Source organism: Isoptericola sp. GX10416 (assembly GCF_056590155.1).
The window spans coordinates 265,341-290,976 of record NZ_JBWPVO010000004.1; the positions used below are offsets into that span (position 1 = coordinate 265,341).

The window sequence follows — 25,636 nt, forward strand, 5'->3', positions numbered from 1 at the left end:
GGCGGCTCGAGAGTGCCGGTGCAGCGCCTGCGGGGTGGGGCGAAGAAGCGGCGGGCGGCGTCGGGTGCTAGCGCACGTGGCGAACCTCGGCGAGGTCGAGACGCTCGTCGACGAAGCGGGCACCGTCGGCCACGAACCCGTTGCGCTCGTAGAAGCGTCGCGCCCGCAGGTTGTCCTCGACCACCCAGAGCTGGGCGGGCGAGTGCGGGGGCAGGGCTGCGTCGAGTAGCGCCTGGCCCGTGCCCGTCCCGTGGTGCGCCGCCAGCACATACAGGAGCCAAAGCTCGCGGTCACGCACGGGCTCGTAGGCCCCGATCTTGCGACCCGTGCTGCTGAATGCGACCCCCACGACCAGCCCGCCTGATTCCGCGACGATGGCGGTGAGGTCGCCTTGGAGCCAACGCTGCCAGGTCGCGGTGCGCTGCTCGAGGGTGTCCTTCTCCCAGTGCGCCGCCGGGAGGAGTCCGGAGTAGGTCTCGACCCATGAGGTGTGGTGGACGAGCGCGCAACCGGCTGCGTCGCCGGGCGTCGCGGGGCGAACGATGGCGGGGTCTTTGGGGGCCAGTGGCATGGCGGCCATCCTTCCGCGCCCCTCAGCCCGCCGTCGAGCTGCCTGGTCGTTCTCGACAGTGTGCTCGAGACCCTCGGGGCTCCTGGGCGCCGTCCGGAGAGACGCAACCTACTTTGCGCGCCGCGCGTGGCGCGCCCGGGTTCATGCGAACTGCAGCGGCGTGTCCGCGCAATCTGCGCTGCACGTCGACATTTGTTGTGTCGACGTGCAGCCTAGATTTCACAAACCCTCACCTATGTAACATGGTTCGGGCTTGAATCTTGCTTGACCTTCGCCTGACGATGGCCGAGGTTCGCTGGCGGCTCGAACCGGGCAATCCTGTTGGTACGTCTGGCCTGGCGACGGCCCTCAGCGGTGAGTGTCGAGTCTTCCGATGGCGGGATCTGCCCGCTGTACTAGTGCAGACCTAAGTGTGGAGCGATGTCGTCGTGACGTACCGAGTTGCGGATCTTCGCGCCTTCGACCGGCAGTTCCTTCAGAACGGGCGAGCGCGACGCCCCCGATACCTCGAGCTGGAGCCGGACTGCTGGATGTGCCCGGCGCGCGGCAGGCCCAAGACCCGTGAGCACGTGTTCGGGCGCTGGATCATGAAGCGGCTTCCGGGCGACCTCCTGACCTTCGAGCCGCATCGGGCAGGACCGTTCGGCCGGGACCACAGCGACGTACGCGGTCCGATGGGGCTCGACGCACTGAAGGTGGGCCGGGTCTGCGCGACATGCAACGGGGGGTGGATGTCGGCGCTGGAAGTGGACGCGGCCAGGCTCATCTTCCAGGGAGACCGGGACCTTGACGTTGACGACGCCCGTCGGTTAGCGCATTGGGCGCTCAAGACCGCCGTGGTGCTCAACGTGTCACAGCCATCACCACTCGTCTGGACCGAGGCCGACCGACACAAGGTCCAGTCAGGGCCCTTCGCCCGTACCGCCGTGTCGGTCCTGCGGGTCGACGGCGCTGACGTCAACTGGGCTCAGGGCGAGCAGAAGGCAGGGGTGGTCGGGCACGACCCGCTTGAAGTGGCCGCATTGATGAGTTTGGCGACTCTTCGCCGATCCGGTGGGGAGTAGCCCGTGGAGGTAGGGGGCGAGGTCCTCGATGATCAGAAGCGCACGTCGGCAGTTGCCAGCCCTACCGCGATACCGAGCAGCAGGCTCGTCGCGGCAGCGACGTGCAGTACGGCGGCTGCTGGCGCAGAGGCCGTCCCTCGTGCGGGGCGGGCTGAAGTCATGGCGCGGAAGGCGGGTGCGATCCAGCGCAGGTAGTAGAACAAGCTGGCGATGGAGTTGGCGGCTGCCAGCACGACGAGCCAGGCGAGCCCTTGGTCTGCCGCCGTGGTGAAGGCCGCGACCTTTCCCAGGAACACAGCGGTCGGGGGCGTACCTACCAGGCCAAGGAGGCACACGACCAGGCTGACGAGGAGCCACGGCCGGCCGGCGGCGCCTGCGGCCCAGCCGACCAGGGTGGTGCGTCGTGGCAGGGCGGCCGCTGCCGCGAACGCCCCGATGTTCGTGACGGCGTAGGCGGCCAGGTAGAGCTGCAGCGCCGGGGCGGCGAGCTGCGCACCGGCGGCGGCCACGATCATGAGGAGGTACCCGACCTGGCTGATGGTGGAGTAGGCGAGCAGGCGTAGTAGCGACTGCTGCCAGAACGCTGCCAGATTTCCCAGCGTCATGCTCGCGGCTGCTACGACGGCGATCACGACCGGAAGGCCTACGGGGGTGTCCGCGAACGGTTCGTCGACGAGACGAAGGGCCGCGGCAAGGGCCCCGAGTTTGGGGATGGTGGAGATGCAGGCCGCGACGGCCGGGCTCGTGCCGTCCAGGACGTCCGGTACCCAGAAGTGCACCGGGACCGCCCCGGCCTTGAATAGCACGGCGGTGAGCAGTCCGAGTGCGGCCAGGGCGACGAGCGCGGGCGCGGTGCGCGGCATCGTGTCGGCAAGCAGTGCGTAGGTCGTCCGACCGCCACCCAGGACGAGCGCGGAGACTCCGATCAGGAGCACGACCCCGACGAGGGCGCTGAGCAGGTAGTACTTGAGCGCGGCCTCGGTGGCGCGACCGTCCTTGCGGAAGCCGGCCAGGGCGTACAGCGGCACGCTCGCCAGCAGGAACGCGGCGACGAGCATTAGGGCGTCGCTCGCGGCGGCGAGGGCGTCGGCGCCGAGGACTGCCAGCAGAACCAGGACGTACGCCTCGGTCTCGCGCGGGTGTCCGGAAATCTCGGTGCGCAGCAGCACGACGACGGCGAGCGCGGCCGAGGCGGCAGCGAGGCGCACCACGGCCGTCGTCGCGTCCACGGTCCACGTCCCTGCGAACACCGTGCGCGCCGGCTCGCCGAGCGTCGCCAGCGTGGCCACGACGCTGCCCAGGCAACCCGTCGCGGCGACGACGGCGACGCGTCGCTGGTCCTGTTGGCGTGTCCACAGGCCCAGGAGCAGACCGCCGATCGCGGCGACCAGCAGGACAATCTCGGGCAGTAGGGCGAGGGGGTCCTCGTGCATCGGCACCACGGCGGTCTACCTCGCGACCAGGGCGACCAGGGCGTCTGCCGCCGGGCCGACGACGTCGAGCAGCAGCCAGGGCAGCAGGCCGACGGCCACGCTCAGTGCGAGCAGCGGGACGATGGCGAGCCGCTCGGTGGCGGTCATGTCCCTCAGGCCGCGAGCGTCGACGCCGTCGGGCACGGCGAGGTTCCCCGTCAGGAGGCGGCCGAGCGTCCGCAGGAACAGGCCGGCAGTGAGCAGGATGCCCAGGACCGCGACGGCCACCGCGACGGGTGCTCCGGCGATCGATCCGGCGAAGATCTGGAACTCGGCCACGAATCCGGACAGTCCGGGCAACCCCAGGGACCCGAACGCCGCAACGGCCAGCACGGTACTGAAGCCCGGCATGACGTGCGCGAGCCCGCCCCACTGCGAGAAGGAGTACGAACGGCCGCGCGACCACAGGACGCCGGCCACCAGGAACAGCGCACCGGTGAGCAGACCGTGGCTGACCATCTGCACCACGGCGCCGGTCGCTGCGACGCCTGCGGACCTGGTCGCGTCAGCGGCGTCGCCGCCGTCGCGCGCCAGCACACCGACCGCACCGAGGCCGATCAGCACGTACCCCATGTGATTGACCGACGTGTAGGCGATCATCCGCTTGACGTCGGTCTGGGCGAGCGCGACGAGCGCACCCCACAGCACACTGACGACGCCGACGACGACGATCCAGGTGCCCCACCGCTGCCAGGCGTCGGGCAGGGTCGCCATGGCGATCCGCACGAACCCGAAGGTGCCGAGCTTCAGCAGCACACCGGCCAGGACCGCCGATCCTTCCGCGGGTGCGTCGGTGTGGGCGGGTGGCAGCCAGGTGTGGAACGGAAACACGGGGGTCTTGACGGCCAGCCCGACGAAGAGGGCCAGCAGCACGAGCGAGGCGGTGCCGGGCGCGTCCTGCCAGGGCGGGTCCTCGGTGAGCCGCACGATGTCGAAGGTTCGTGGCGTGGATCCGAGGAACAGGCCGATGAAGCCGAGCAGCAGCGCCAGCGATCCGACGAACGTGTACAGGAAGAACTTCAGGGCGCTGCGCTGGCGGTCGCCGTGTCCCCATCCCGCGATGACGAAGTACATCGCGACGATCGACAGGTCGAAGAACAGGAAGAACAGGATGAGGTCGAGAGCGGCGAACGTCCCCAGGCAGGTGGTCTCGAGCAGCAGGAAGAGCGCCGCGTGGCTGCGGGCCCGCTCAGGTCTGCGCAGCGACCAGATCGCACAGCACCAGAACAGCACGGCGGTCAGCGCCAGGAGCGGCAGGGAGAGCCCGTCGACGCCCACGTGGTACGAGGCGTCGACGGTGGGGATCCACCGCACCTTGACGTCGTACTGGATCCCGCCAGCGGGATCCAGACCCCACCAGGTCCAGGCGACCAGGGCGACGACGGCCGACGACGTCGCCAGCCATGCCCATGCCGCCGCGCGTCCCGGGACGCGGGCAGCCACCAGGACCAGCCCGGCGGCAGCGGGCAGCAGGACGAGGACGGTCAGCAGCACGGCGTCACCTCACGGTCAACAGGATGATGAACAGCACACCGAGTCCGGCGGCGGCCTGGGCGTAGTACTGGTGCAGCATGCCCGTCTGGGGCAGGCGGGCGAGCTCGCCGAGGCGGCCGGCCGCGGCCGCGGTCCGTCGTACCGCGCCGTCGAGCACCCGGTCGTCGAGGACGGCGGTCCGTCGGGCCGCTCCGAGTGCCCCGACGGCAGAGCCCTCGACGGCCCCGTCCACGTGCCGCACGTCCGCGGTGCCTGTGGCGCGAGCAGCGGCAAGGACGCCGGCAGGCAGGGCCATGGCGCCCCGATCGAGGAGCCGGTCGGCACGGTCGGCGGCCCGAGCGATCCCGAGTGCTCCGCGCCCGACAGCGGTCAGCAGCGCGCGAGTGCCGAGCCACGGTGCCAGCGTGGTGCGCTCGAAAGCCTCAGCCACTGCCGGTCGAACAAGGACGACGGCTCCGACCACCACGGCCAGCACTCCCGACAGCGCCAGCGCTCCCGCCCCGGGTCCCTGGCCCGGCGGCACACCCAGGAGGCCCGCGACGGCGTCGCGCACCGCCGGCAGCGCCAGGACTCCCGACGCGACAGCTGACGCCGCGAGCACGAGGATTGCGACCGCCGTCGCGGCCGGCACCCGCTGCGCCGAAGTGCCACGCCCCGGGGCCAGGACGAGCGCCACGACCTTTGCGGCATAGGCCGCCGAAAGCGCCCCGGCAGTCAGGGCGACGACATGGAGCGCGGCACCGCCGGGCAGGCCGGCCGCCTCGACCCCCGCGAGCACCTCGTCCTTCGTCATCCACAGCGACAGCGGCGGGACGCCCGCCAGCACCGCGGCGCACACGACCGCCGCCACGCCCACCGCGGGCGTGCGCCGTGCCGCTCCGCGCAGCCCGGAGAGCTGCTTGGTGCCGAACACACCGAGCCAGGCACCGGCCGCCACGAAGAGACCTGCCTTGACCGCGGCATGGGCGGTCAGGTGCTCGACACCACCGAGCAGGCCAGCACCGGAGCCGACGGCGGCGGCTCCCGCGCCGAGGACCACGAACCCCATCTGAGCGGCGGTGCTCGCCGCGAGGAGCAGCTTGAGATCGGTCTGCGCCACGGCGACGGCGCCCAGCACGAGGGCGGTGACCGCACCGACCCAGGCGATGGCGGCCGCCGCCGGACCGGTGAGCCCGTCATGCAGTCGCAACAGCAGATAGCCTCCCGCGGCGACCATCGTGGCGGAGTGCAGCAGGGCACTGACGGGGCTCGGCCCCTGCATCGCCGCGGACAACCAGCCCGAGAACGGCAGCTGGGCGGACTTTCCGAGCGCAGCCACCACGACGCCGGCCGACGCCAACGCCGCCCACGGCGATCCGAGGCCGACCAGATCGAGGGACAGGCTTCCGCTACCGGCGAGAACGGCTCCGGCCGCGACGTACAGGCCGAGGTCGGCCGCCCGGGTCGTGAGCAGCGCCGTCGTGGCCGCCGTCGTCGTGCCCGCGGCACGCCAACGGAAGCCGATGAGGGCGTACGACGTGGCTCCCATGACCTCCCAGCCGACGAGCAGACCGGGGAACGTCGTGGCAGTGACCGTGAGCTGCATCGCCGCGACGAACAGCAACCAGTAGCCGAAGAACCGTGCTCGCGAGACCTGTGCCTCGCGATCGGCCGCGGCGAAGACCGTCACGGCGAGGGCGACGGCCGCCACCGTCACCGTCAGCACGGCCGAGAGCCCGTCGACGGCTAGACCGACGTCCGCCCCGTCGACGACCGCTCGGCCAGCGGCGGCCAGGAACGGCACCGAGACGGCGGGTCGCGCGATGGCTGCGATGACCGCGAGGAACGCACCCGCGACGCCGAGCAGCAGGGCGAGCGGGACGGCGGCGCGATCGAACCGATGCCTGCCCAGCAGCAAGACCATCCCCCCGGCGGCGGGCAGCACGACCAGGGCGAGCAGCGTGGCGCTCATCCGCCGAGCTCCTCGGCCGCATCGACCGTGTCGACCTGTCGCGCGCGGTAGATGGCCAGCGCGACGGCGAATCCCATGGCCATCTCCACCGCCATGACCACCGTGGCCACCAGGACGAGCACCTGAGGTCCCGGAAGCTGCGGCGTCACGAAGTACCAGGCCGAGCCGGCAGCCAGGAGCACACCGTTGACGACGAGTTCGAGGCCCATCATGACCATCACGATCGACTGCTGGGACAGCGCGCCGAACAGGCCTGTGCCCACCAGGGCGGCAGCGATCGTCAGCACGACCTGCAAGGTCAGGACACTCATCGGGGCAGCCCTCCATGCACGGGGTCGTCCGGGCGGCCCTGGCCCAGATCGGCACCGAACCGGTCGTAGCGGCCACGGTGCGTCGCCAGCGTGATGCCGGCGACCATCGTCGACAGCAGCACGACGCCGACGACGACCATCAACAACATGTGCTGGCCCATGATCGCCTCACCGACCTGCCGCGTGGGATCCGGCGGCGGGGTACCGGTGCGCTCGGGCCAGTCCACCGTCCAGATGCCCACGACCAGCACGGCGAACGTCGCGGCACCCACCACCGCCGACACCTTGGTGCTGTGCATCATCGTCATCGGCATGAGGCCGGCCGGATTCATCATCAGCATGATCATGAACACGACCATGATCGCCATCTCGATGGTCATCATCAGGATCGTCAGCAGGCCGAGGTAGGCGAGGTCCATGACCAGCAGCATCCCGCCGGTCGCGAGGAAGGACGCCAACAGGCAGAACGTCGCACGGGCCATGGAGTCGACGACGAACACCAGGACGCCCGCGCATACCGCCGCGGCACCGAGGCCCGCCAGCAGGAGCAGCTCCGTCATCCGTAGAAACCTCCCAGGGTCAGCACCGCCGCGACGGCGCTCTGGACGATGACCAACGGCAGGACGACCACCCAGGCGACGTCGGCGAACCGCTCGGGACGCACCAGCGGTAGCCGTCGTCCGACGCCGACGAGCACGGCCATCACGGCCAGGGTCTTGAGCGCATACCACAGTGCACCGGGCAGGGCCGGCCCGTCCTCGGCCCCGAGGAACCAGGCCGCTGCGGTCGCGGACGCGACGCCGAGCAGGACGGCGCGTCCGAGGTCCACCAGCAGCCGGTCGAGCCCGGAGAGCTCGCTCAGGACGCCGCCGGCGACGTCTTGCGCGGCCGGCGCGCCGAACGGCCCCCAGAAGGTGAAGGCCGCCGCACCCAGGAGGAACACGACGAACGCCACCGGCATGGTCCACACGAACCAGGCGCCACCCGCCTGAGCGGCCACCACCTCGGTGGCACGCAACGATCCGGCCCCCACACCCACCGTGATGATCGCGAACATCAACGGCAGCTCGTAGGCGAGCCCCTGGGCGAGGAAGCGGTAGGCGCCCACCAGGGAGTACACCGCGTTGGGGCCCCAGCCCAGCAGCCACACGGCGACCCACAACAGTGCCTCGGCGGCGTTGAACCAAACCAGGTCCGCCGATGTCGAGACCACGCTGCGCCCGTCCCACGGGAGCACCGCGGCGGAGGTCAGCGCGAGCGTCGGCACGGCGGCGACGGCGACCGTGCGCAGCAAGGCGTCCGGAGCCAAGGTGGTGCGCCGCCGACCCAGCAACAGCCGCGTCCCTGCACGCACGGGTGCGGCCGCGTCCGGCCCGGGCCCGGCGCGGAACCCGGGGCGGAACCCGGGGCGGAACCCGGCGCGAGCCGCAGCGTCGAGCCCTGCGAAGAACAGTCCGAGCAGCAGCGCGCCGACCACCACGACGAGCCCGGCCCACACCGAGGTCCAGGTGGTCGGATCAGTCATGTCCGCCCCCGTGGTGGCCTCGTGCCGGCTCGACGTGCGCGGCGCCGTCCCCAGCGTCGTCGTGCGCCAGGGCGTGTCCCGGACCGACGACGACGCTCGCCACGGCGAGGCGGGCGCCGGCAAGCTCCGCACCCTGGAGTGTCGTTGCCAGCTCCTGCGGACCGACGACCGGGCTGCGCGCGTCCGGCGGAGGGCTCTCGCTCAGCACGTCGCACCAGCGGTGCAGGCACTCCGCGACGTCCGTCCCGGCCGGGGCCGGCACGCCGCGCAGCGACCAGGCCAACACCCGGGAACGCGCGAGCCGGCGCGCCGACCGAGCGGCGTGCGCCGCGGCTCCGGGCCGTTGCTCGCGGACCGCCGCGCGAGTCTCACGCCACCGCTGCAGGACGGGGGCGGGCCCGGTCAGCGTGAGCAGCCGGACCAGCGCGTCCAGCGCACACTGTTGCGGACCGGCTGTCCAGGGGTGCGCGTCGTCGGCCCAGCGCACCCCGACATCGGACAGCACGTCGCCCTGCATCGACGCCTCGACGACCAGACCGTCGGGCCACCCGGGCAACCAAGGGCCCAAGGTCACGTGCAACGTCTCAAGCTCGAGCCCGTCCCGGTCTGGCGCCGAGGACGCCATGGGCAGCCCGGCGACGTCCATGTCGTCGTGGTCGTGGCCCTCGCCGCTTGTGGGCCCCTCGTGATCGGCGTGTCGGTCGGTGTCCGCGTCCGGCCCCCGGCCCACCCACGGGTCTGCGGGCCCGGCGTCGGATCGTTGCGCCTCCCACGCCAGGAGGTGGCGAACCGCCGCGTCCAGGCGGGCGTCCAGGTCCGACGCCGTCGCGAGGTGTACGTGCGACCGTGGTGCCGGCACCTGGGCCCAGAGCACCTCCACGGCGGCCGCGAGCTCCGGCCCAGGGCTGCCCGCGACGACCAGCAGGTCGGCATCCGCAGGGGAACGCGCCAAGGGCCAGCCGCGGCGCAGCAGCACGGATTCGACGACGCTCCCGACCCCACGCCCGTCAGGCGCCACCACGACCAGCACATGAGGTCGCGCCAGAGCGAACCGGGCCACCCGCCCTCTCAGACCCATCGCAACGCGCCCTCCCGCCAGGCGTAGACGACACCGACCAGCAGGACCGCGAGGAACCCGAACATCTCGATCACGGACGTTGCCCCCGTCTGGGCGACCACCACCGCCCACGGGTACATGAAGATCATCTCCATGTCGAAGGCGAGGAACAGCACGCACAGGGCGTACCAGCGCACGTGGAACCGCGAGACGGCGTGCTGGGCTGGGAGGTTGCCCGACTCGAAAGGCAGGCTCATGGCGGGCGTCTGCGCGACGGCCAGCGCCATCGCAGCCACCCGCAGCCCGATCAGCACGAGCCCGATGCCCAGAGCCAGCCCACCCAGCGCGACCACAGGTGCCTCCCTCGCATCGGCACGTCACCTTCGGCTATGGCTCCCCACGATGCCGAGAACCGGATGTGTCAGCATCTCGGCAACCCCCGTGCCATTTGCGAGGCCGTGCTCATCCACGGCGCGGGCGCCGGCTCAGGGGGTTTGTGCCGCGACCGCGTCGACGAACTCCCAATGCCACGGCTCGTACTTCGAGCCGCCGGCCCTCGCCCAGTCGGGGTTGTCCCAGCCGGAGGTCTGCGCCTGGCCTGCGAGCCAGTCCCACCGCTCCCCGGCATAAGTCTCGGCGCACAGGTCGACCGCGAGGCCCCAGCCGTGGTTGGAGGTACCCGGCGTGGCTGCGAGGTAGCCCTTGGCCGCCTTGGTCGCGACCTGCTGGTCGTAGGACCGGTAGCCGTCCGAGATGCACATGGCCTCGCCGAACCTGGCGAGGTAGGCCTCATTCAGCTGGGCCAGCGACTGGGCTGCGTCCGCGCGCATCTGCGCCGCACCGTCCCAGGGCGAGCACAGCTGGTCGACAGGGACTTGACCGTTGGCCAACCCCTGCTGAACTGTGACGTCGCAGCCAGGGGGCATCGCCGCATCGCCAGACGCATCGTGGTTCTGAGGCTCGCCATGGTCGTGCTGCGGGGCTTCGTCCGGCTCCACCTGCGGCGGCGGGGTCGGCTCCGGTTCCGGAGCCGGCTCGATCTTGATCTTCGGTCGTTCCCCGGCCCTGGAGACCTTGGCGGACCGGTCGACAACGACCGGGGGAGCTGCGGCCACCGGCTTGCCCTTGCTGGCTTCCTGCGCCCGGGCGTCGGGCCCCTGCCCGAAAGCGTCGGCATGGGCGTCCCGGGACTCGCCGGTAGTGATCGCGAAGGCAGCCGTCGCAGCGACCATGGCGGCAACACCGAGGCCGCCGCCAAGGAGGCGGGCGCCGGCGAGCGCGCTCCGCGGGCGAGCCTCTGTATGGCGACCACGTCTCGTGCGGCTGCGGGTCGACTGAGCTCGACGAACCCGCCGGGACTCAACAGGACTCGTGTAGCCGTGCCTCATGCGAGGCCATCACAGAGCAGTCGGCCCCGGGCAGGCTTGAGATCGGCTACCGGACCAGCGCACAGGTAAACAGGCATCGACATCTCCTGGCGCCTGCGAGGTTAGCTGTCGGGTTCGGGTCGGAGACTGACCCGGCCAGCGAGATCGCTCGCATGGCTTCACCCCAAGGACGCCGACCTGCGGCGCCCGAAAGTGGTTCCCCCGTCCCTGCCGAACCTCGACGAGCACGCGACGGCGGCAGGGCTCGACGCCCGCCCGTGCACCCCACGATCGTGAGATGGACAGAACGTACCGGACGACGCACCGAATGTCACGGATAGATAACGAGGCCCGAGTCTGGCGACGGCTTCCGCCGAGATCCCGGATGCGCCTCCGGGTATGTGTGCTCGTGGCTGTGGTAGCCGCGATCACGGTGTCACCCGGCCTCCTGGCCAAGCACCGGATCCCAACTGGCACCCAGGTCACGGCTGGTGAGCAGGCCGGTGTCCGTGGCGATGAGGATCCATGGCTGGTTGCCGGGGCTGTCGTCGGGCACGTACGTCATGGCCTGGAACCCGCTGGGCGTGCTGCCGTGCTCGGTCCAGTCCTCGGAGCCGGGTGAGCCGGTCCAGACGACGCCCTGGGGGTCGATCCCGACCAAGGTCCCGCCCAGCCCGGCATCGACGAGTACGAGGCGTGGCGCATCCCGGTCCAGGGTGAAGGTCCGCCCACCGTCACGGCTCAACTGCAGTCCCGCGGGCGTGGCGGCGACGATGGTGTCCGGGGCGGCGCCCATGACGTGCACGTCGCGGGCCTCCACGGTCGCGCCAGGCGTCCAGCTCTGCCCGGAGTCATCGCTGATCAGCAGCCGTGAGGTAGCCGAGTCCAGACCGACGACGCGCACGGCGCCGCCACTGGTCGTCGCTGTGCTCAGCGCGTGGAAATCGACTTCACCGGTGAGGGAGACCTGCTCCCAGGTGGCGGCGCCGTCGGTGCTGCGCATCAGCCCGAGATTGGGCGACTTGAGGTCCGGATATTCCCCGGGAGCGGGGTGACCAGAGGCGTAGACGGTGCCATCGACAGCGAGGGTCATGCCCATCGTGTCCTGGCGACCCTCGCCGGCCCGCTCGAGCTGTCCGGGCTCGTCCCGGAACGGGTCGGTGATGGTCCAGACGCCGGTATGGGTCGCGATCAAGATGGTGTGGTCGGTCCTGGCGACCTGGACGTCGTGCACATGCCTGAAGTCAGGCAAGTCCTGGGTTGCCGGCGTCGTAGCGGTAGGCGTCGGTGGTGGGGTGGTGGTGCAGGCAGCCAACAGCAGCACGGCTGCCGCTGCTGCCCACCTGCTCCGCCGTCTCATCAGGGCAAAGTTCATCAAGGCAGTCCTTCGGCAAGAGCCCGCGGGGCGTGCGCCGTCATGCGCACCCCCACGGGCAGAGGGTCACATCGAGGCGAGTAGGTCTTCCATGGTGGAGATCTCCGCCTGCTGGGTCTCGACGATCTGCTGCGCCATCGCGACAGCGTCATCGTGTCGGCCCTCGTCCATCTGGACCTGCGCCATCTCGATGGCACCCTGGTGATGAACGATCATCTGCTCAAGGAACAGCCGCCCTGCCTCGGCACCCTGCGCGTCCTGCAGAGCCTGCATGTCCTCTTCGCCCATCATCCCGTCCATGGACCCGTGATCCATCGAGCCGGACTCAGCCATCGGTGATCCCCATTCCTCGAGCCAGGTGCTCAGCTGCTCGATCTCGGGGCCCTGTGCGCCCTTGATCTGGTTCCCCAGGTCGACGACCTGGGGGTCGACGCCGTCCTTGACCAAGATGACGTCGGACATCTCGATCGCCTGCTCGTGGTGGGGAACCATCATCTGGGCGAACATCATGTCTTGCTGGTTGAACAAGTCGCCCTGCGCTGAGCTCTCCTGCTCTTCGATCTCGGTCGCGGAGGGCATCGACGCCATGTCGTGCCCAGAGTCGTCGTCGTTCGAGCACGCCGCGAGACTCACGACGGCCGCCAGCGCGATCGCTGGCGCAAACACACGCTTGAACTTCATGAAAATGGACCTCTCAACTCGGTACTCAGCAACCACACATGCCCCCAGAGAGGGGCGAAACGGTCGACGCGAAAGCGTCGAGGGCGTGCGGTTCCTACGTCCGAGAGATCCCGAGGAGATGAAGCGACGGCGCGGAGCCATGGTGGGACTGCGCCCGGCCCCCATCGACGAGGCGTGACCACACGGGGGCAAGGCGTGCCAGGATGCCGGCGCCGGGGCGCGTGAAGGCGAGGAGCACGACCAGGACCATCAGGCACATGGCCGATGCCATCTCGTGCACGCCACAGTCAACGCAACCATCCTGCTCGTGGTGCCCACTGCCAGCCCCCTGGGCTGCCAGGTCATGGGTGGGGGCAACGTGGTGGTCCGCGCTGGCCATAGTCGCTGCCGCCGGCCCGCCGTGGGCACTGGACGACCCGCTCATCGCGTGCATCGTCACGACACCCAGCAGCAGCGCCGCGATCAGCAGGGCACCCGAAAGACCTCGCCGGTGCCCAGCGAGGAGCGAACGAAAGTCGGCCATCAGGTGCATGTCCCCGTCAGCCTAACTACCGCTCCAGAGCATTGCCACGAAGGCCACTCCTCCAGCCCCTGATCCCAGCGCGGCGAACAGCGCCCGACGTGCCCATCGCCCACCCGTACGCACACCGTGCCGTGCTCGTGCCTCCCACCTCGCGCACTCGGCCCCGCACGCAGCGCACGGCGCCATGCACACCGGCGTGAGCTCCGGTGCGAGCTCCCGGGCCCAGTTGTAGCGTCCCGGACAGAGCCCGGATCCTGTGCCGACAGAAGGGACGAGGCCATGCCGACGGAGAACCAGCACGACGGCGGCGCTCAGCACGCCGAGACTCAGCACTCGGACGACCAGCACCAGCACGGCTCCGACGGCCACCAGATGAAGGGCATGTACCTGCGCTTCGCCGCGATGATCCTCACGGCCATGGTCGTCATGTACTGGGTGATGTTCGTCGGTTCCTGGGAGTGGAGCCACGTCCGCTTCAGCCAGAGCCGGGTCTTCATGGCGATCACCATGGGCGGCACCATGGGCCTGATCATGCTCGCCTGGATGCTGAACATGTACAAGAACACCAAGGCCAACGTGGCGATCGTCGTCGCGAGCCTCGTGCTCCTCGCCGGTGGTACCGCCCTGGACCGGAGCCAGGTGACGGTCGACGACACGGCGTTCATGAGCGCGATGATCCCGCACCACTCCCTGGCCATCACGCGGTCCGAGCGAGCACAGATCACCGACGTCCGGGTGTGCCAGCTCGCGGTCGAGATCATCGAGGCGCAGAACCGCGAGATCGCCGAGATGGACTGGCTCATCGAGGACATCCAGCGCAACGGGCTCGCCCTGACACCCGAGGAGGCCGACGCCCGACCGGTCCCGGCGTTCCCCGGGACCGCGATCCGCGGCTGCCCGACGCCCTGACCCACGGGAACGAGGGCAGGATCGGATGAACGCGAAAGGGGCTGCTACCCGGTGAGATGACGCCCATCTCTGGTGCCCGCGGCTCCGGTTGCGCAAACCGCGTGCACTATTCGTCCGAACACTGCGAGATGGAACACTGCACTTCCGCCAGACGGGCGTCGCAGCAGACCGCCCCACGACTTGAGGTCGTCGAAGCGCAACTGGAAGAGCGGCGCCCGGCCGGTCGGCGGCTCGGGCCGTCGACGCGCCTGGTCGGCGCACCTCCTACGCGAAGTCGGCCCAGATCCGCTGCTCGCTACCGTCGACAGTCATCGTCCCGCCGTGGGGAAGGATCCACTGTGGTCGCGTGTGGCCGAACGGCACGCCGACGACGATGACGGCGTCGGAGTTGTAGCGCTGCACCGTCTCGATGGCGGCATCGCGCTGCTCGGCACGCTGGGCGGATCGCTCTGCCGACGTCCGGCGCACCTCGAAGGACGAGGCCGGCGGTCGGGCGACGACGACGGCGTCGACGGCGTCGAGGAGGCCGCGCTCCCCGAGCGAACGCACGATCCAGCCGAACTCCCGAGCGGGGATGAGCTCTTCCGAGCTCTCGAGCAGCAGGACACCGCCCTGCAGCACGCCCGGGTCGGTGGGGAACCGGCCCGCCATGAGGATCCAGGCGAGTATCTCGATGCAGCCTCCCCAGGTGCGGCCGGTGACGGACCGCTGGGGTCCGGCCCAGGTCCACGGTTCGGTGGGTTCCCGGTCGCCGTGGTCCGTCAACGCTGCGGGGTCCTGCCAGTCGATGCCGAAGTCCTCGGACTCGCCCGGATCGGTGATCTCCAGGCGCTCACCGGTGAGCAGCGCGGCGCGCAGCGAGGCGGCGTGGATCGGGTCCACGGAGGGACCAGGCCCGAGGTGGACCTGCGTGGAGCCGCCGTAGAAGCCGGCGATGCCGTGGGTCCACAGCCAGTTGAGGAGGTTGGTGTTGTCGCTGTAGCCGAGGAACGGCTTGGGGTCGGCCCGCATCAGGTCGGCGTCGAGGTGGGGGATCACGGTGATCTGGTCCTCGCCGCCGATGGTGGCCAGGACCGCCCGGATGTCAGGGTCACCGAACGCCGCGTTGAGGTCGGAGGCACGGGCCTGCGGCGTCGCGCCGAGCTGGCGCGTGGTCGGGTACTCCACGGGGACCAGGCCGGTGATCTCCTGCAGACGCGCCATGGCTTGTTCGTGCACCGCCGGCGCGAACCCGGGCGCGGCGAACGATGGTGAGACGACAGCGACCTTGTCCCCGGGGGCGGCCTTGCGCGGCGATGCGAGCTCCATGACCGACAAGGTGCCACACCGGAAGACCGGCGGAAGACGACTTTTCGTCTGACCTGTGTCGCAGTGCCGAAGCGACGCCGATATCTCGCGAAACCGCCGTGCCGCAGAATGGCGGAAGCGCTGTCGCTGCTAGTGCTACGGTGGCCACGGAGGTCGCAGCCATGGAAGTGGTATATCAGACCGGCGAGAACCGTGTTGTTCTCCGTCCCGCGCTTCTCGTGATCGCGTGTGATCCACGCGCGCTCGAGCCGGTGATGGACTACACGCCCCAAGAGCTGGAACTGCTGAATTCTCTGCGCAACTTCACCTTCTACACGACGTGCCTGCGCGTGTATCCGCGCACGTCGCAAGGTCGGGTCGTCATCCTCGCTCCTGATGTCGTCGAGTCCCAGTCGGGCCTCGTGCAGGGTTATCGCAACGAGACGGCCAAACAGTGGGGTCTTCCGGTCGCGAACGACGCCGAGAGCAACGTGGTCACGATCTATCAGATGGCCGGGATCGACGGCGAGGCGGATCCAGCCACCCTGGCCGCGCAGCGCGAGGCGTTCCTGGACGACCCGCCGTCGTGGTGGCCGTTCCAGCCTGGTCGGTACGAGATCGTGCAGGTCGAGGAGAACCAGAACGGCGTGACCCACCCGGCCGCCAACCCGTTGTTGACGCCGTACTTCAACCAGTTCTCGTTCGGCGAGCTCGGTGCCGGTGCACCGTGGCGATGGCTCGACATGCAGGGCGCGAACGACACCGTCTACGTCCACGCGTCGACCTGCTTCGAGTCCGTCCTGCACTGCTGGTCGTACCTGAACATCCTGCTCAGGGCGAAGCCGGAGCTGATGACGATGCCCAAGGACAGTGCCATCGTCATCATCGGGGCGGGGGTGAGCGGGCTGCTCTGCGCGCAGCGCCTCATCGACGCGGGCTACACGAACGTCATCCTGCTGGAGAAGACGGATCGCTTTGCCGGCAAGACGCACTCGCTGCAGGTGCCGGATCAGGACCGTACGACGATCGCCGAGCTCGGCACGTGCTATCTGTCACCGGCGTACGACCAGATGGTGCAGTCGCTCTCCGACTTCACCGTCGGCAACGCCCGTGTGCCCGTCGCGCACGGTTCCGAGCGCGGCATCGTGGTCGGTGAGCCACCCCACGAGGCGGTCATGACTTTCGGTGACTACGGGCTGATGGTCGCCTGTCAGCACCTTGGTTTCGGGTGGCCCTGCAGCGAGGAGGAGCAGGAGCTCGCCTACCTTGCGCTCGCGGTCGCCGCCGCGAACTACGTCCGCCTGCGCTACGAGATCTTCGGCACCTTCAACGGAGTCATGCCGGACTCGAGACCGGCGGGTGACCCGTACGGCGTGTTCTCGAAGACCTTCGCGCAGTACCTCGATGACAACTGGATGGGCGTGCTGAAGGGCTATCTGATGTACGCCTATCAGGTGCAGGGATATGGCGATCTCGACAAGATTCCTGCGTACTACGGCCTCGTCTGGGTCACGCCGGACATGGCGTGGCCCTTCGGCGAGTGGAGCGGCGTCACAGCCTGGCAGAAGGGCTGGGAGGACGTCTGGGATCAGATGGTCAGGAAGTGCACCATGAACATCACGCTGAACGCGGACGTCGTGAGCATCCGCCGCTGATCCCGTGCGCCGGCCGTGCCCAGCCCGGCGTCAGACGGCGCGGGCCCGGTACGCCGTCGGCGACATCCCGTGCGTGCGGGCGAACCGCCGGGAGAAGTACAGCGGGTCGTCGTAGCCGCACGCCCGCGCCACCGCGGCGACGGGCAGGTCGGTGGTGTCGAGCAGCACGCGAGCGCGGGCCAGGCGCAGCCCGGTCTGGTACTGCAGCGGGGAGGCGCCGACCTGAGCACGGAACAGGGCGCCCAGCTGGGAGGTGCTGATCCCGACGATCGCCGCGAGCGCCCCGACCGACGTCCGGCGCGGGGCGGTGGCGCGCAGGTGCTCGACGGCGCGCTCCACCGGGTCCGGTGCGGGTCCGGGGGAGCGGCGCCCGGTCGCCACGACGTGGGCGAGGGCGTGCCAGGCGGCTCCCGCAGCTCGGACGAACCCTCCCGCCGTGCCGTCGTCGACGGCGTCGATCACCTGGGAGACGAGGCTGGCGGTCGTCGTCGGGTCGCGCAGGTGCGAGACGGGTCCCCCGGCGGCCTGACGGGCGGCGGCGGCGAGCTCGTCGGCGTCCGGGCCGGTCACGTGCAACCACCAGAGCGTCCAGGGTGCGCCCTGGGCGGCGGCGTACTCGTGCGGGGTCCGTGCGGGCACGAGCACGACATCCCCGGCTCCGACGTCGAACCGTCCGTCCGGCGTCCGGCACCAGCCGGCCCCGTCGGTGCAGACGAGCAGGACGTGCTCTCGGGCGCCGTCGGGCCGCGACCGCCCGTGGCGGGCGGCATGGGGGAAGAATCCCGCGTCCGTCACCACGAGGCGGCCCGTCACGGGCCGTGCGAGTGCCGCGCGGACCTCCGGGCGCGGCACGACGACCATGCGCTGGCCGGCGAAGCCCTCGCGGAGACCTCCGCCCGCCTCGACCGTCGATTCGTCCATGCGCCTCAGAGAATCGCCCATCGCACCGCGCCGTCAAGCCGCCTACGTTCGTACCGTGCCCCCTGAGGAGTCGCGGATCATCCTGCCGCCCGCCCCCGAGAACATCGCTGCCCACCCGGTGCGCGGCTGGCGAGAGCCGGTGTCGATCGACACCTACGGCATCGGCGAGCCGGACCGCTACCCGGCATACCTCGACCAGCGGGTGTACCAGGGGTCGACGGGCGCGGTGTACCCGATGCCGTTCGTCGACAGGGTGGAGCACACCAAGGCGCCTCGGGAGTGGGACGCGATCCACCTCGAGAACGCGTACGTGCGGCTGATGGTCCTGCCCGAGCTGGGCGGACGCATCCACGTGGGCCTGGACCGCACCCGCGGCTACGACTTCTTCTACCGCAACGACGTCATCAAGCCGGCACTGGTCGGGCTGCTCGGGCCGTGGGTCTCGGGCGGGGTGGAGCTCAACTGGCCGCAGCACCACCGCCCGGCCACGTTTCTCCCCACAGAGGCGTGGATCGAGCGCGAGCCCGACGGCGCCGTCACCGTCTGGTGCTCCGACCACGACCCGTTCGCCCGCATGCAGGGGATGCACGGCGTCCGGCTGCGCCCGGACAGCGCGCTCGTCGAGCTGCGGGTACGTCTCGTCAACCGCACCGACGACGTGCAGACGTTCCTGTGGTGGGCCAACGTCGCTGCCGCCGTCCACGACGACTACCAGGCGTTCTTCCCGACGGACGTCACCGTGGTCGCCGACCATGCCAAGCGTGCCGTCACGACCTTCCCCGCGGCGTCGGGCCGCTACTACGGCGTCGACTATCCGGCCCGCCGCACCGCGGAGCGCCCCGACGGCGACCGCCTGGACTGGTACCGCAACATCCCCGTGCCGACGTCGTACATGTGCCTCGGCTCGCAGGACGACTTCTTCGGCGGGTACGACCACGCCGCCGGTGCCGGGTTCGTGCACTGGGCGGACCACCGCATCTCGCCCGGCAAGAAGCTGTGGACCTGGGGGAACGCGCCGTTCGGCCGGGCGTGGGACCAGCACCTGACCGACTCCAACGGCCCGTACGTCGAGCTGATGGCGGGCGTCTTCACGGACAACCAACCGGACTTCGCGTTCCTGCGCCCGGGGGAGACCACGAGCTTCTCGCAGTACTGGTACCCGATCCAGGACGTCGGCCCGGTGCACCAGGCGACGCGGGACGCGGCCGTGCGGCTCGACGTCTCCGCCGAGGGCGCGGTGCGCGTCGGCGTCGCCGTGACGTCCCCGCGCGCCGGGGCGCGGGTCGTGCTGCGCGCCGGCGAGGAGGTGCTGCTGGACGAGCGGGCCGACGTCGCGCCCGGTGCCCCGCTGGTGCGCGAGCTGACCGGACCCGCGGGTGTCGCGGCCACCGCGTACGAGCTCGTCGTCGAGCACGACGGCGCGCCCCTCCTCACCTGGCGCCCCCGCACCGCGGCCGACGCCGACGCCGACGCCGCCACCGCGGCCGACGCCGCCACCGACGCCGACGCCGCCACCGAGCCCCCCGCCCCGGCGGACATCGACTCTCTCGACGAGCTCTACGTCACCGGCCTGCACCTGGACCAGTACCGGCACGCGACGCGGTCGCCGGAGCCCTACTGGACCGAGGCGCTGCGTCGCGACCCGTCGGACGCGCGCTGCGCGACGGCGCTCGCGGCCCGGCGGGCGCGCGCGGGCCGGCTGGCCGACGCCGAGCAGCTGCTGCGCACCGCGACGGCGCGCCTGACGCTGCGCAACCCGAACCCGCGCGACGGCGAGGCGCACTACCGGCTGGGCGTCGTCCTCGCCCGCCAGGGCCGGACGGCGGAGGCGCGCGAGGCGCTCGGTACGGCGGCGTGGGACCAGGCCTGGCGGGACGCGGCAACCGTCGCGACGGCACGCCTGGACCTTGCCGAAGGGCGTGCCGCGGACGCCACGGAGCAGCTCGACGCGCTGCTGCGCCGCAGCCCGGAGCACGTCCAGGGGCGCAACCTCGCGGCGCTCGCCGCACGGCGCGGCGGCGACGTCGAGCGCACTCACGACCTGGTCCGCGGCACGCTCGCCGTCGACCCGCTCGATGCGTGGGCGCGCGACCTCGCGGCCCGGTTCGGCGTCGCGACCACGGTCGGCCCGACGACGGACCCGACCATCGCGCTCGACGTCGCGCTCGAGCATGCGTCGGCCGGTCAGACGACTGCTGCGGTCGAGCTGCTCGAGGACGTCGCGACGCGTCCGTCGCCGCGCGGGCAGCGGGACGTGCGCGCTCTCGCCCTGCTGCACCTCGCCGACCTGGAGCTGTCCCGCGGCGACCGGGCGGCCGCGGGACGCGCGCTCGAACGGGCCCGGCGCGCACCGCGGGACCGGGCGTTCCCGGCGGCGACCGACGACGACGCGCTGGCCCGCCTGCGTCGCGCCTGGCCGCAGGACCCGCTCGTCGCCGGCCTCGCGGGGCACCGCCTCTACGCGGCAGGTCGGCGCGAGGAGGCGATCGCCGCCTGGGAGGTAGCGGCGTCGGGCGACGGGACCGACCCCGTGGTGCTGCGGAACCTCGGCGTCGCGGCCCACAACGTGCGCGGTGACGCGGAGGCGGCGGCCGCCTGGTACGCGCGGGCACGCGCGGTGGCGCCCGACGACGCACGCCTGCTCTACGAGGGCGACCAGCTCGAGGCACGCCGCGGCACCGCCCCGGAGCGCCGCTTGGCGGTGCTGCTCGACCGGCCGGACCTCGTCGGTGCGCGCGACGACCTGTCCGTCCAGCTCGCCGAGCTGCTGACCGCCGTCGGCCGGGCCGACGAGGCGCTCGAGATCCTGACCGGCCGACCGTTCCAGCCGTGGGAGGGCGGTGAGGGGCGGGTGCTGGCCGCCTGGGACGCCGCGCACCTGGCTCTCGGGCGGCGAGCGCTGGAGGACGGCGACGCCGCGGCCGCGCTCGCCCACGCCACCGCGGCCCTGGCCCCAGCCGCGACCCTGGGTGAGGCGCGGCACCCGCTCGCCAACACCGCCGACCTGCACCTGCTGGAGGGCGATGCGCTGTCCGCCGCCGGTCGCGCCGACGAGGCGCGCGACGCCTGGCGGACGGCGGCCGACCAGCAGGGCGACTTCGCGGGCATGGCCGTGCAGGCGTTCTCGGAGCGCACGGCGGCCTCCGTCCTCGCGCTGCGGCGGCTGGGCCGCGACGGCGAGGCACGGCTGCTGCGCGACGGGCTCGCCCGGTACGTGGAGCAGGAGGCCGGGCGCCGCGCGACCATCGATTACTTCGCGACGTCGCTGCCCGCCATGCTGCTGTTCACCCGTGACGTGCAGCAGGATCACGACGACCGCGTCCGGGCGCTGCGCGGCCAGCTCGCCGCCCTCGACGGGGGCGGCGCCACGTCCCCCACCCTCACCCGACGCGTCCGCGTCACCCGCCCGCCCGCGCCGCGCCGCGACCATCTCGAGCTGGGCGACCCGCCAGGCACGCCGGACGCCGTGGAGGTGACCGGACGGTACCTCGAGCGGGCGGGCCGGCCCTGGTTCCCGGTGACCGGGGAGGTGCACTACTCCCGCATCCCGCGCGAGCGCTGGTCGGAGGTCCTGGGGCACGCGCGGGCGGGTGGGCTGGACTCGGTGGCCACGTACGTCTTCTGGCAGGCGCACGAGCCGACGCCCGGTGACTTCCGCTGGGACGGCAACCTCGATCTGCGGGCGTTCGTCGAGCTCGCGGGGCGGCACGGCCTCGACGTGATCGTGCGGATGGGGCCGTGGGCGCACGGCGAGGCGCGCTACGGCGGGTTCCCGGACTGGCTCGTCGAGCGCGGGGTGGCCGCGCGCACGAACGACCCGGCCTACGTCGACCTGGTCCGGGCGTTCTACGCGCAGACGGTGGCGCAGCTCGACGGGCTCCTGCACGCCCAGGGCGGGCCGGTGGTCGGCGCCCAGATGGACAACGAGCTCTACGACCAGCCGGAGCACCTGGCCATGCTGCGCACGATCGCCGAGGAGCTCGGCCTGCAGGTCCCGCTCTGGACGGCCACCGGCTGGGGCGGGGCGCAGGTGCCGAGCACGCTCCTGCCGGTGTACAGCGCGTACGCGGACGGGTTCTGGGAGGACGCCGACACCGAGTGGCCGGCGTTCGCGCCCGTGCACTTCCGCTACAGCACCGTGCGCGACGACCTGTCGGTGGGCGCGGACCTGCGCGAGGCCCTGGACGGGCTCGCGGTCGACGACGCGTCCGGGGTCGCGCTCCCGGAGCCCGACGACGACCTCCTCCCGTACGCCACCTGCGAGCTCGGCGGCGGGATGCACGTGGCCTACCACCGGCGTCCGCTCGTCACGCCCGACGACGTGGCGGCGCTCGCGCTGGCGAAGATCGGCAGCGGCTCGGTCTGGCAGGGGTACTACATGTACGCGGGCGGCACCCAGCGCGTCGGGCCCCTGGGGACCGAGCAGGAGTCGCAGGCCACCGCGTACCCGAACGACGTCCCCACCCGTACCTACGACTTCGGCGCTCCCGTCGGCGAGCACGGGCAGGTGCGCCGCCACCACCACCTGCTGCGGCGCCAGCACCTGTGGCTGCGGGCCGACGGCGACGCGCTCGCGGCCATGACGACGAGGGTGGGCGGGGGCAGCGACGACCCGTCCGCGCTGCGCTGGTCGGTGCGCTCGGACGGGCGCCGCGGGTACGTCTTCCTCACCACCTACCAGCCCGCACGCCGACCGCTCGCGGCGCAGCCGAGCACCCAGGTGCAGGTGGAGCTGGAGGACACGACGGTCACCGTGCCCACGCGGCCGGTCGACCTGCCCGCGGGCGTCTCGGTCGCGTGGCCGCTGCGCTTCCCGCTCGCCGACGGGCTGGTGCTGCGCAGCGCCACGGCGCAGCTCCTCGCACGTCTCCCGCACGACGACGCGCACGACGGCGCGGACGACGACGGCGGGCTCGTCGTGCTGGTCGCGACCGACGGTGTGCCGGTGGAGCTGGTGCTCGACGGCGACGTGGAGGCGACGGGCCCGGTGGCCGCCCGGCGCGAGGGCGGGACGACCGTCCTCGACCTCACCGGGGCGCCGGGGCCTGAGGCGGTGGTCCGGCTGCAGGGCGCGGCCGACGAGTCCGGGGTGCGGGTGCTGGTGCTCGACGAGGCGACCGCGAACCGCCTGTACCGGCTGGACGTCGGCGGCCGCGAGCGGCTGGTCCTGAGCGACGTGCCGGTCCACGCCCTCGACGGGGCACTGGTCGTCCACACGGACGTCCCCACCGCGACCGTGTCCCTGCTGCCCGCGCCGGCGTCGCTCACGGTGTCTGGAGGCGACGCCGCCGTCGTCGAGACCGGTGGACAGGGCGCCCTCTGGACGACCTGGACGCTGGCCGTGCCCGGCGCGGGGCGTGTCCCGGTCGCGGCGGACCTGCGCCCGCACGCGCCCGCCCCGCCGCCGCCCGCGCGTGGTGGTCCGATGGATCGGCTCGGTGCACCGACGGACTTCGACGGTGCGGCCCGCGTGCACCTGGACGTGCCCGCCGACGTGCTCGGCGGCGTCGACCGCACGCTGCTACGGATCACGTGGACCGGCGACGTCGGCCGCGCGCTGGTGGGCGACGAGGTGGTGAGCGACCACTTCTGGCACGGTCGTGCCTGGGACGTCGACCTCACCCCCTGGCGTGAGGACGTCGCCCGCGACGGCGTGGAGCTCGAGCTGTTGCCGTGGTGCGCCGAGACCGGCGTCTGGGTCGACCCGTCCGTGCGGGACGTGCCCGACGGGATCACCGTCGAGGCGGTGGACGTCGTGCGCGTGGCGCGCACGGTGCTGACCTTGGAGGAGGACTCGTGACCGGCACGACGGCCCGCATGGTGACGGGCGCAGGGACGACGGCGGAGACGGCAGGTGACGCAGCGCCCCGGCGTCTGCCCGGGCACCTGCCCCCGCGGCTGGCGATCACGCTCTGGGACTTCTCCTGGTACGTGCGCACCGGGCCGGGGGAGCCGTTCGAGGACCTCGACGCGGCGTTCTCCCGCGCCGTCGAGCTCGGCTACAACGCCGTGCGGGTCTGCGCGATGCCGTTCCTGCTGTTCCGCTCCGGCCTCGACACGACGGCGCTGCGGCTGGGGCCCATCGGCGGCGGCTACGCGTCCCGCGTGCGCTGGTACGACGTGCGGGAGCCCACCGTCATCGACGCCCGCGCGCACCTGCTGGAGCTGTTCCGCGCCGCCGACCGGCACGGCATGACGGTGATCGCGTCGTCGTGGGAGTACCAGCAGAGCCCGGCCTTCGCCGTCGACCGCGCCTGGTACGACGCGCTGCACGCCGTCGACCCCGAGGAGCGCCTCACCGTGCTGGGCGAGGCGATGGGCGACCTCGTCGACCTGCTCAAGGACGAGGTGCTCGACCACGTGCTCGCCTGCGTCGAGCCGCACAACGAGGTCCAGGCCGGGCACCTCACCGCCGGGCTGCCCGGCACGCAGGACCCGGTGGTGGAGCTGCGCGGCCGCCTCGAGCGCGGCATCGCGGCCTTCTCCGCACGCCACCCCGACGTGCTGTGCGGGCCGAACTACGCCGCCGTCCCGGTCACCGCGATGCGCGGGCTGCCGCGCAACGCCCAGGTGCTGGGCGTTCACCCCTACGTGTACGGCGTCCTGGACGACCTGGTGCGCGAGTTCGAGCTGCGCGGCGCCCCCGCCGACTTTCCGCAGGCACGGGCCGACGCCGAGCTCCTGCGCCCCGGCGCACCGCGGCTCGCCGACTGGGCTCCGCCGTCCGACGAGGAGTGGAAGCGGCACGCGTCGATCGTCGGCCACGCCGAGATCTATCTGCACGACTGGTGCGACCCGCAGGCCGTGGACCGGTGGCTGTACGACCGCTACGGCGCGCACCGCATCGCCATGGCGGAGCGGTTGCGCGAGTGGATCGGCGTGGCCGCGGACCACGCCGCCCGGCTCGGGATCCCGCTCGTCCTCGGGGAGGGCTGGGTCGGGTACACCCCCCGCGACACCCGCTTCGAGGAAGGCCCTGTCGGCGCGCAGATCTGCCGGGACGCCGTGCGGCACGCGGACGCCGTCGACGCCTGGGGCTCCGTCGTCTGCTCCAACGCCGCGCCGCAGCACGCCATGTGGCAGGACGAGGACCTTCAGCGCGAGTGCACCGCGATCCTGCGGGGCGCGGGGAACCCGGGCTGAGGCGGCGCCCCGCCGACGGCAGCGCCCACCGACGGCACCCCCCGCCGCGCGCTCACCGGCGCGGACGGGTGGAATAGCCCCATGGAAACCGACCGGGACCACGCCGCCGACACGGCTCCGTGGTCGCTCTCCCCGAATACGGTGCTCGACACGCTCGACGTGGGGGAGGACGGGTTGGCGGCCTCGGTCGCCGCCGAGCGGCTCGCCGAGGTGGGGCCCAACCGGCTGCCCCCGCCGGACCTGAGTTTGGTCACCGCGTCGCGTTCCGGGAGGGTGCGGCTCGCTGACCTGGGGTGATGGGTGCGCGGGTGGCTGTTTTGAGGCACTAAT

At 71.8% G+C, this 25,636-nt stretch carries 20 protein-coding genes and 1 riboswitch; of the genes, 6 read left to right on the forward strand and 14 right to left on the reverse strand.

Features of this window, described 5'->3' with window-relative positions:
* Positions 1-67: 67 nt before the first annotated feature.
* On the reverse strand, positions 68-571 hold the full coding sequence (locus tag ACWAT2_RS08980) for a GNAT family N-acetyltransferase (RefSeq protein WP_402374987.1): 504 nt from the start codon (positions 569-571) through the stop codon (positions 68-70).
* Positions 572-999: 428 nt separating this feature from the next.
* Here ACWAT2_RS08980 and ACWAT2_RS08985 point away from each other — a divergent pair, with 428 nt between their 5' ends.
* Entirely contained in the window at positions 1,000-1,635 is a 636-nt protein-coding gene (locus ACWAT2_RS08985) for a hypothetical protein (protein ID WP_402374989.1), read from the forward strand.
* 32 nt (positions 1,636-1,667) lie between these two features.
* On the opposite strand, the gene ACWAT2_RS08990 is transcribed toward ACWAT2_RS08985, so the two are convergent.
* From ACWAT2_RS08990 to ACWAT2_RS09040, 11 genes are all read right to left on the reverse strand, one after another.
* Positions 1,668-3,068: an NADH-quinone oxidoreductase subunit N gene (locus ACWAT2_RS08990; RefSeq protein WP_402374991.1), complete on the reverse strand. Its 1,401-nt coding sequence runs from the start codon at positions 3,066-3,068 to the stop codon at positions 1,668-1,670.
* Positions 3,069-3,083: 15 nt separating this feature from the next.
* Positions 3,084-4,601 carry a complex I subunit 4 family protein gene (locus tag ACWAT2_RS08995; protein WP_402374993.1) on the reverse strand — a complete coding sequence of 506 codons (1,518 nt, stop codon included), beginning with the start codon at positions 4,599-4,601 and terminating at the stop codon, positions 3,084-3,086.
* A 4-nt stretch (positions 4,602-4,605) separates the two neighbouring features.
* Positions 4,606-6,552: a proton-conducting transporter transmembrane domain-containing protein gene (locus tag ACWAT2_RS09000; protein WP_402374995.1), complete on the reverse strand. Its 1,947-nt coding sequence runs from the start codon at positions 6,550-6,552 to the stop codon at positions 4,606-4,608.
* Complete coding sequence (locus ACWAT2_RS09005; protein ID WP_402374997.1) at positions 6,549-6,863, reverse strand: NADH-quinone oxidoreductase subunit NuoK; 315 nt, start codon at positions 6,861-6,863, stop codon at positions 6,549-6,551. Before ACWAT2_RS09005 ends, ACWAT2_RS09000 begins: the two co-directional genes overlap by 4 nt.
* Complete coding sequence (locus ACWAT2_RS09010) at positions 6,860-7,423, reverse strand: NADH-quinone oxidoreductase subunit J (protein ID WP_402374999.1); 564 nt, start codon at positions 7,421-7,423, stop codon at positions 6,860-6,862. The genes ACWAT2_RS09005 and ACWAT2_RS09010 overlap by 4 nt, the downstream gene beginning before the upstream one ends.
* Positions 7,420-8,388, reverse strand: a complete 969-nt coding sequence (locus tag ACWAT2_RS09015; protein ID WP_402375001.1) for a complex I subunit 1 family protein — start codon at positions 8,386-8,388, stop codon at positions 7,420-7,422. The genes ACWAT2_RS09010 and ACWAT2_RS09015 overlap by 4 nt, the downstream gene beginning before the upstream one ends.
* A complete protein-coding gene (locus tag ACWAT2_RS09020; RefSeq protein ID WP_402375003.1) occupies positions 8,381-9,448 on the reverse strand; it encodes a hypothetical protein in 1,068 nt (355 codons plus the stop codon). The genes ACWAT2_RS09015 and ACWAT2_RS09020 overlap by 8 nt, the downstream gene beginning before the upstream one ends.
* A gap of 8 nt (positions 9,449-9,456) precedes the next feature.
* Positions 9,457-9,798, reverse strand: coding sequence for an NADH-quinone oxidoreductase subunit A (locus ACWAT2_RS09025; protein WP_402375005.1), 342 nt, complete (start codon positions 9,796-9,798; stop codon positions 9,457-9,459).
* Positions 9,799-9,930: 132 nt separating this feature from the next.
* Positions 9,931-10,677, reverse strand: a complete 747-nt coding sequence (locus tag ACWAT2_RS09030; protein ID WP_402375007.1) for a M15 family metallopeptidase — start codon at positions 10,675-10,677, stop codon at positions 9,931-9,933.
* 232 nt (positions 10,678-10,909) lie between these two features.
* A riboswitch (cyclic di-AMP (ydaO/yuaA leader) is annotated at positions 10,910-11,066 on the reverse strand.
* A gap of 182 nt (positions 11,067-11,248) precedes the next feature.
* Positions 11,249-12,187, reverse strand: a complete 939-nt coding sequence (locus tag ACWAT2_RS09035) for a F510_1955 family glycosylhydrolase (RefSeq protein ID WP_480048826.1) — start codon at positions 12,185-12,187, stop codon at positions 11,249-11,251.
* 66 nt (positions 12,188-12,253) lie between these two features.
* Positions 12,254-12,868, reverse strand: coding sequence for a DUF305 domain-containing protein (locus ACWAT2_RS09040; protein WP_402375011.1), 615 nt, complete (start codon positions 12,866-12,868; stop codon positions 12,254-12,256).
* An 802-nt stretch (positions 12,869-13,670) separates the two neighbouring features.
* Between ACWAT2_RS09040 and ACWAT2_RS09045 the strand changes: the two genes are divergently transcribed.
* Positions 13,671-14,300 (forward strand): DUF305 domain-containing protein, encoded by a 630-nt coding sequence (locus ACWAT2_RS09045; RefSeq protein WP_402375015.1) that lies wholly within the window; start codon positions 13,671-13,673, stop codon positions 14,298-14,300.
* A gap of 264 nt (positions 14,301-14,564) precedes the next feature.
* Here the strand turns inward: ACWAT2_RS09045 and ACWAT2_RS09050 are convergent, their stop codons facing one another.
* Positions 14,565-15,608: a S66 family peptidase gene (locus tag ACWAT2_RS09050; RefSeq protein ID WP_402375017.1), complete on the reverse strand. Its 1,044-nt coding sequence runs from the start codon at positions 15,606-15,608 to the stop codon at positions 14,565-14,567.
* Between the two features lie 140 nt (positions 15,609-15,748).
* Between ACWAT2_RS09050 and ACWAT2_RS09055 the strand changes: the two genes are divergently transcribed.
* Positions 15,749-17,242, forward strand: coding sequence for an NAD(P)-binding protein (locus ACWAT2_RS09055; protein WP_402375019.1), 1,494 nt, complete (start codon positions 15,749-15,751; stop codon positions 17,240-17,242).
* A gap of 30 nt (positions 17,243-17,272) precedes the next feature.
* On the opposite strand, the gene ACWAT2_RS09060 is transcribed toward ACWAT2_RS09055, so the two are convergent.
* Positions 17,273-18,163 carry a helix-turn-helix domain-containing protein gene (locus ACWAT2_RS09060; RefSeq protein WP_402375021.1) on the reverse strand — a complete coding sequence of 297 codons (891 nt, stop codon included), beginning with the start codon at positions 18,161-18,163 and terminating at the stop codon, positions 17,273-17,275.
* A 55-nt stretch (positions 18,164-18,218) separates the two neighbouring features.
* Here ACWAT2_RS09060 and ACWAT2_RS09065 point away from each other — a divergent pair, with 55 nt between their 5' ends.
* The 3 genes from ACWAT2_RS09065 (at position 18,219) to ACWAT2_RS09075 (ending at position 25,603) form a co-directional block, all read left to right on the forward strand.
* Positions 18,219-23,963: a DUF5107 domain-containing protein gene (locus tag ACWAT2_RS09065; protein WP_402375022.1), complete on the forward strand. Its 5,745-nt coding sequence runs from the start codon at positions 18,219-18,221 to the stop codon at positions 23,961-23,963.
* On the forward strand, positions 23,960-25,306 hold the full coding sequence (locus tag ACWAT2_RS09070) for a cellulase-like family protein (RefSeq protein ID WP_402375024.1): 1,347 nt from the start codon (positions 23,960-23,962) through the stop codon (positions 25,304-25,306). Before ACWAT2_RS09065 ends, ACWAT2_RS09070 begins: the two co-directional genes overlap by 4 nt.
* 81 nt (positions 25,307-25,387) lie before the next feature.
* Positions 25,388-25,603 (forward strand): cation-transporting P-type ATPase, encoded by a 216-nt coding sequence (locus ACWAT2_RS09075; RefSeq protein ID WP_402375026.1) that lies wholly within the window; start codon positions 25,388-25,390, stop codon positions 25,601-25,603.
* Positions 25,604-25,636: the final 33 nt, after the last annotated feature.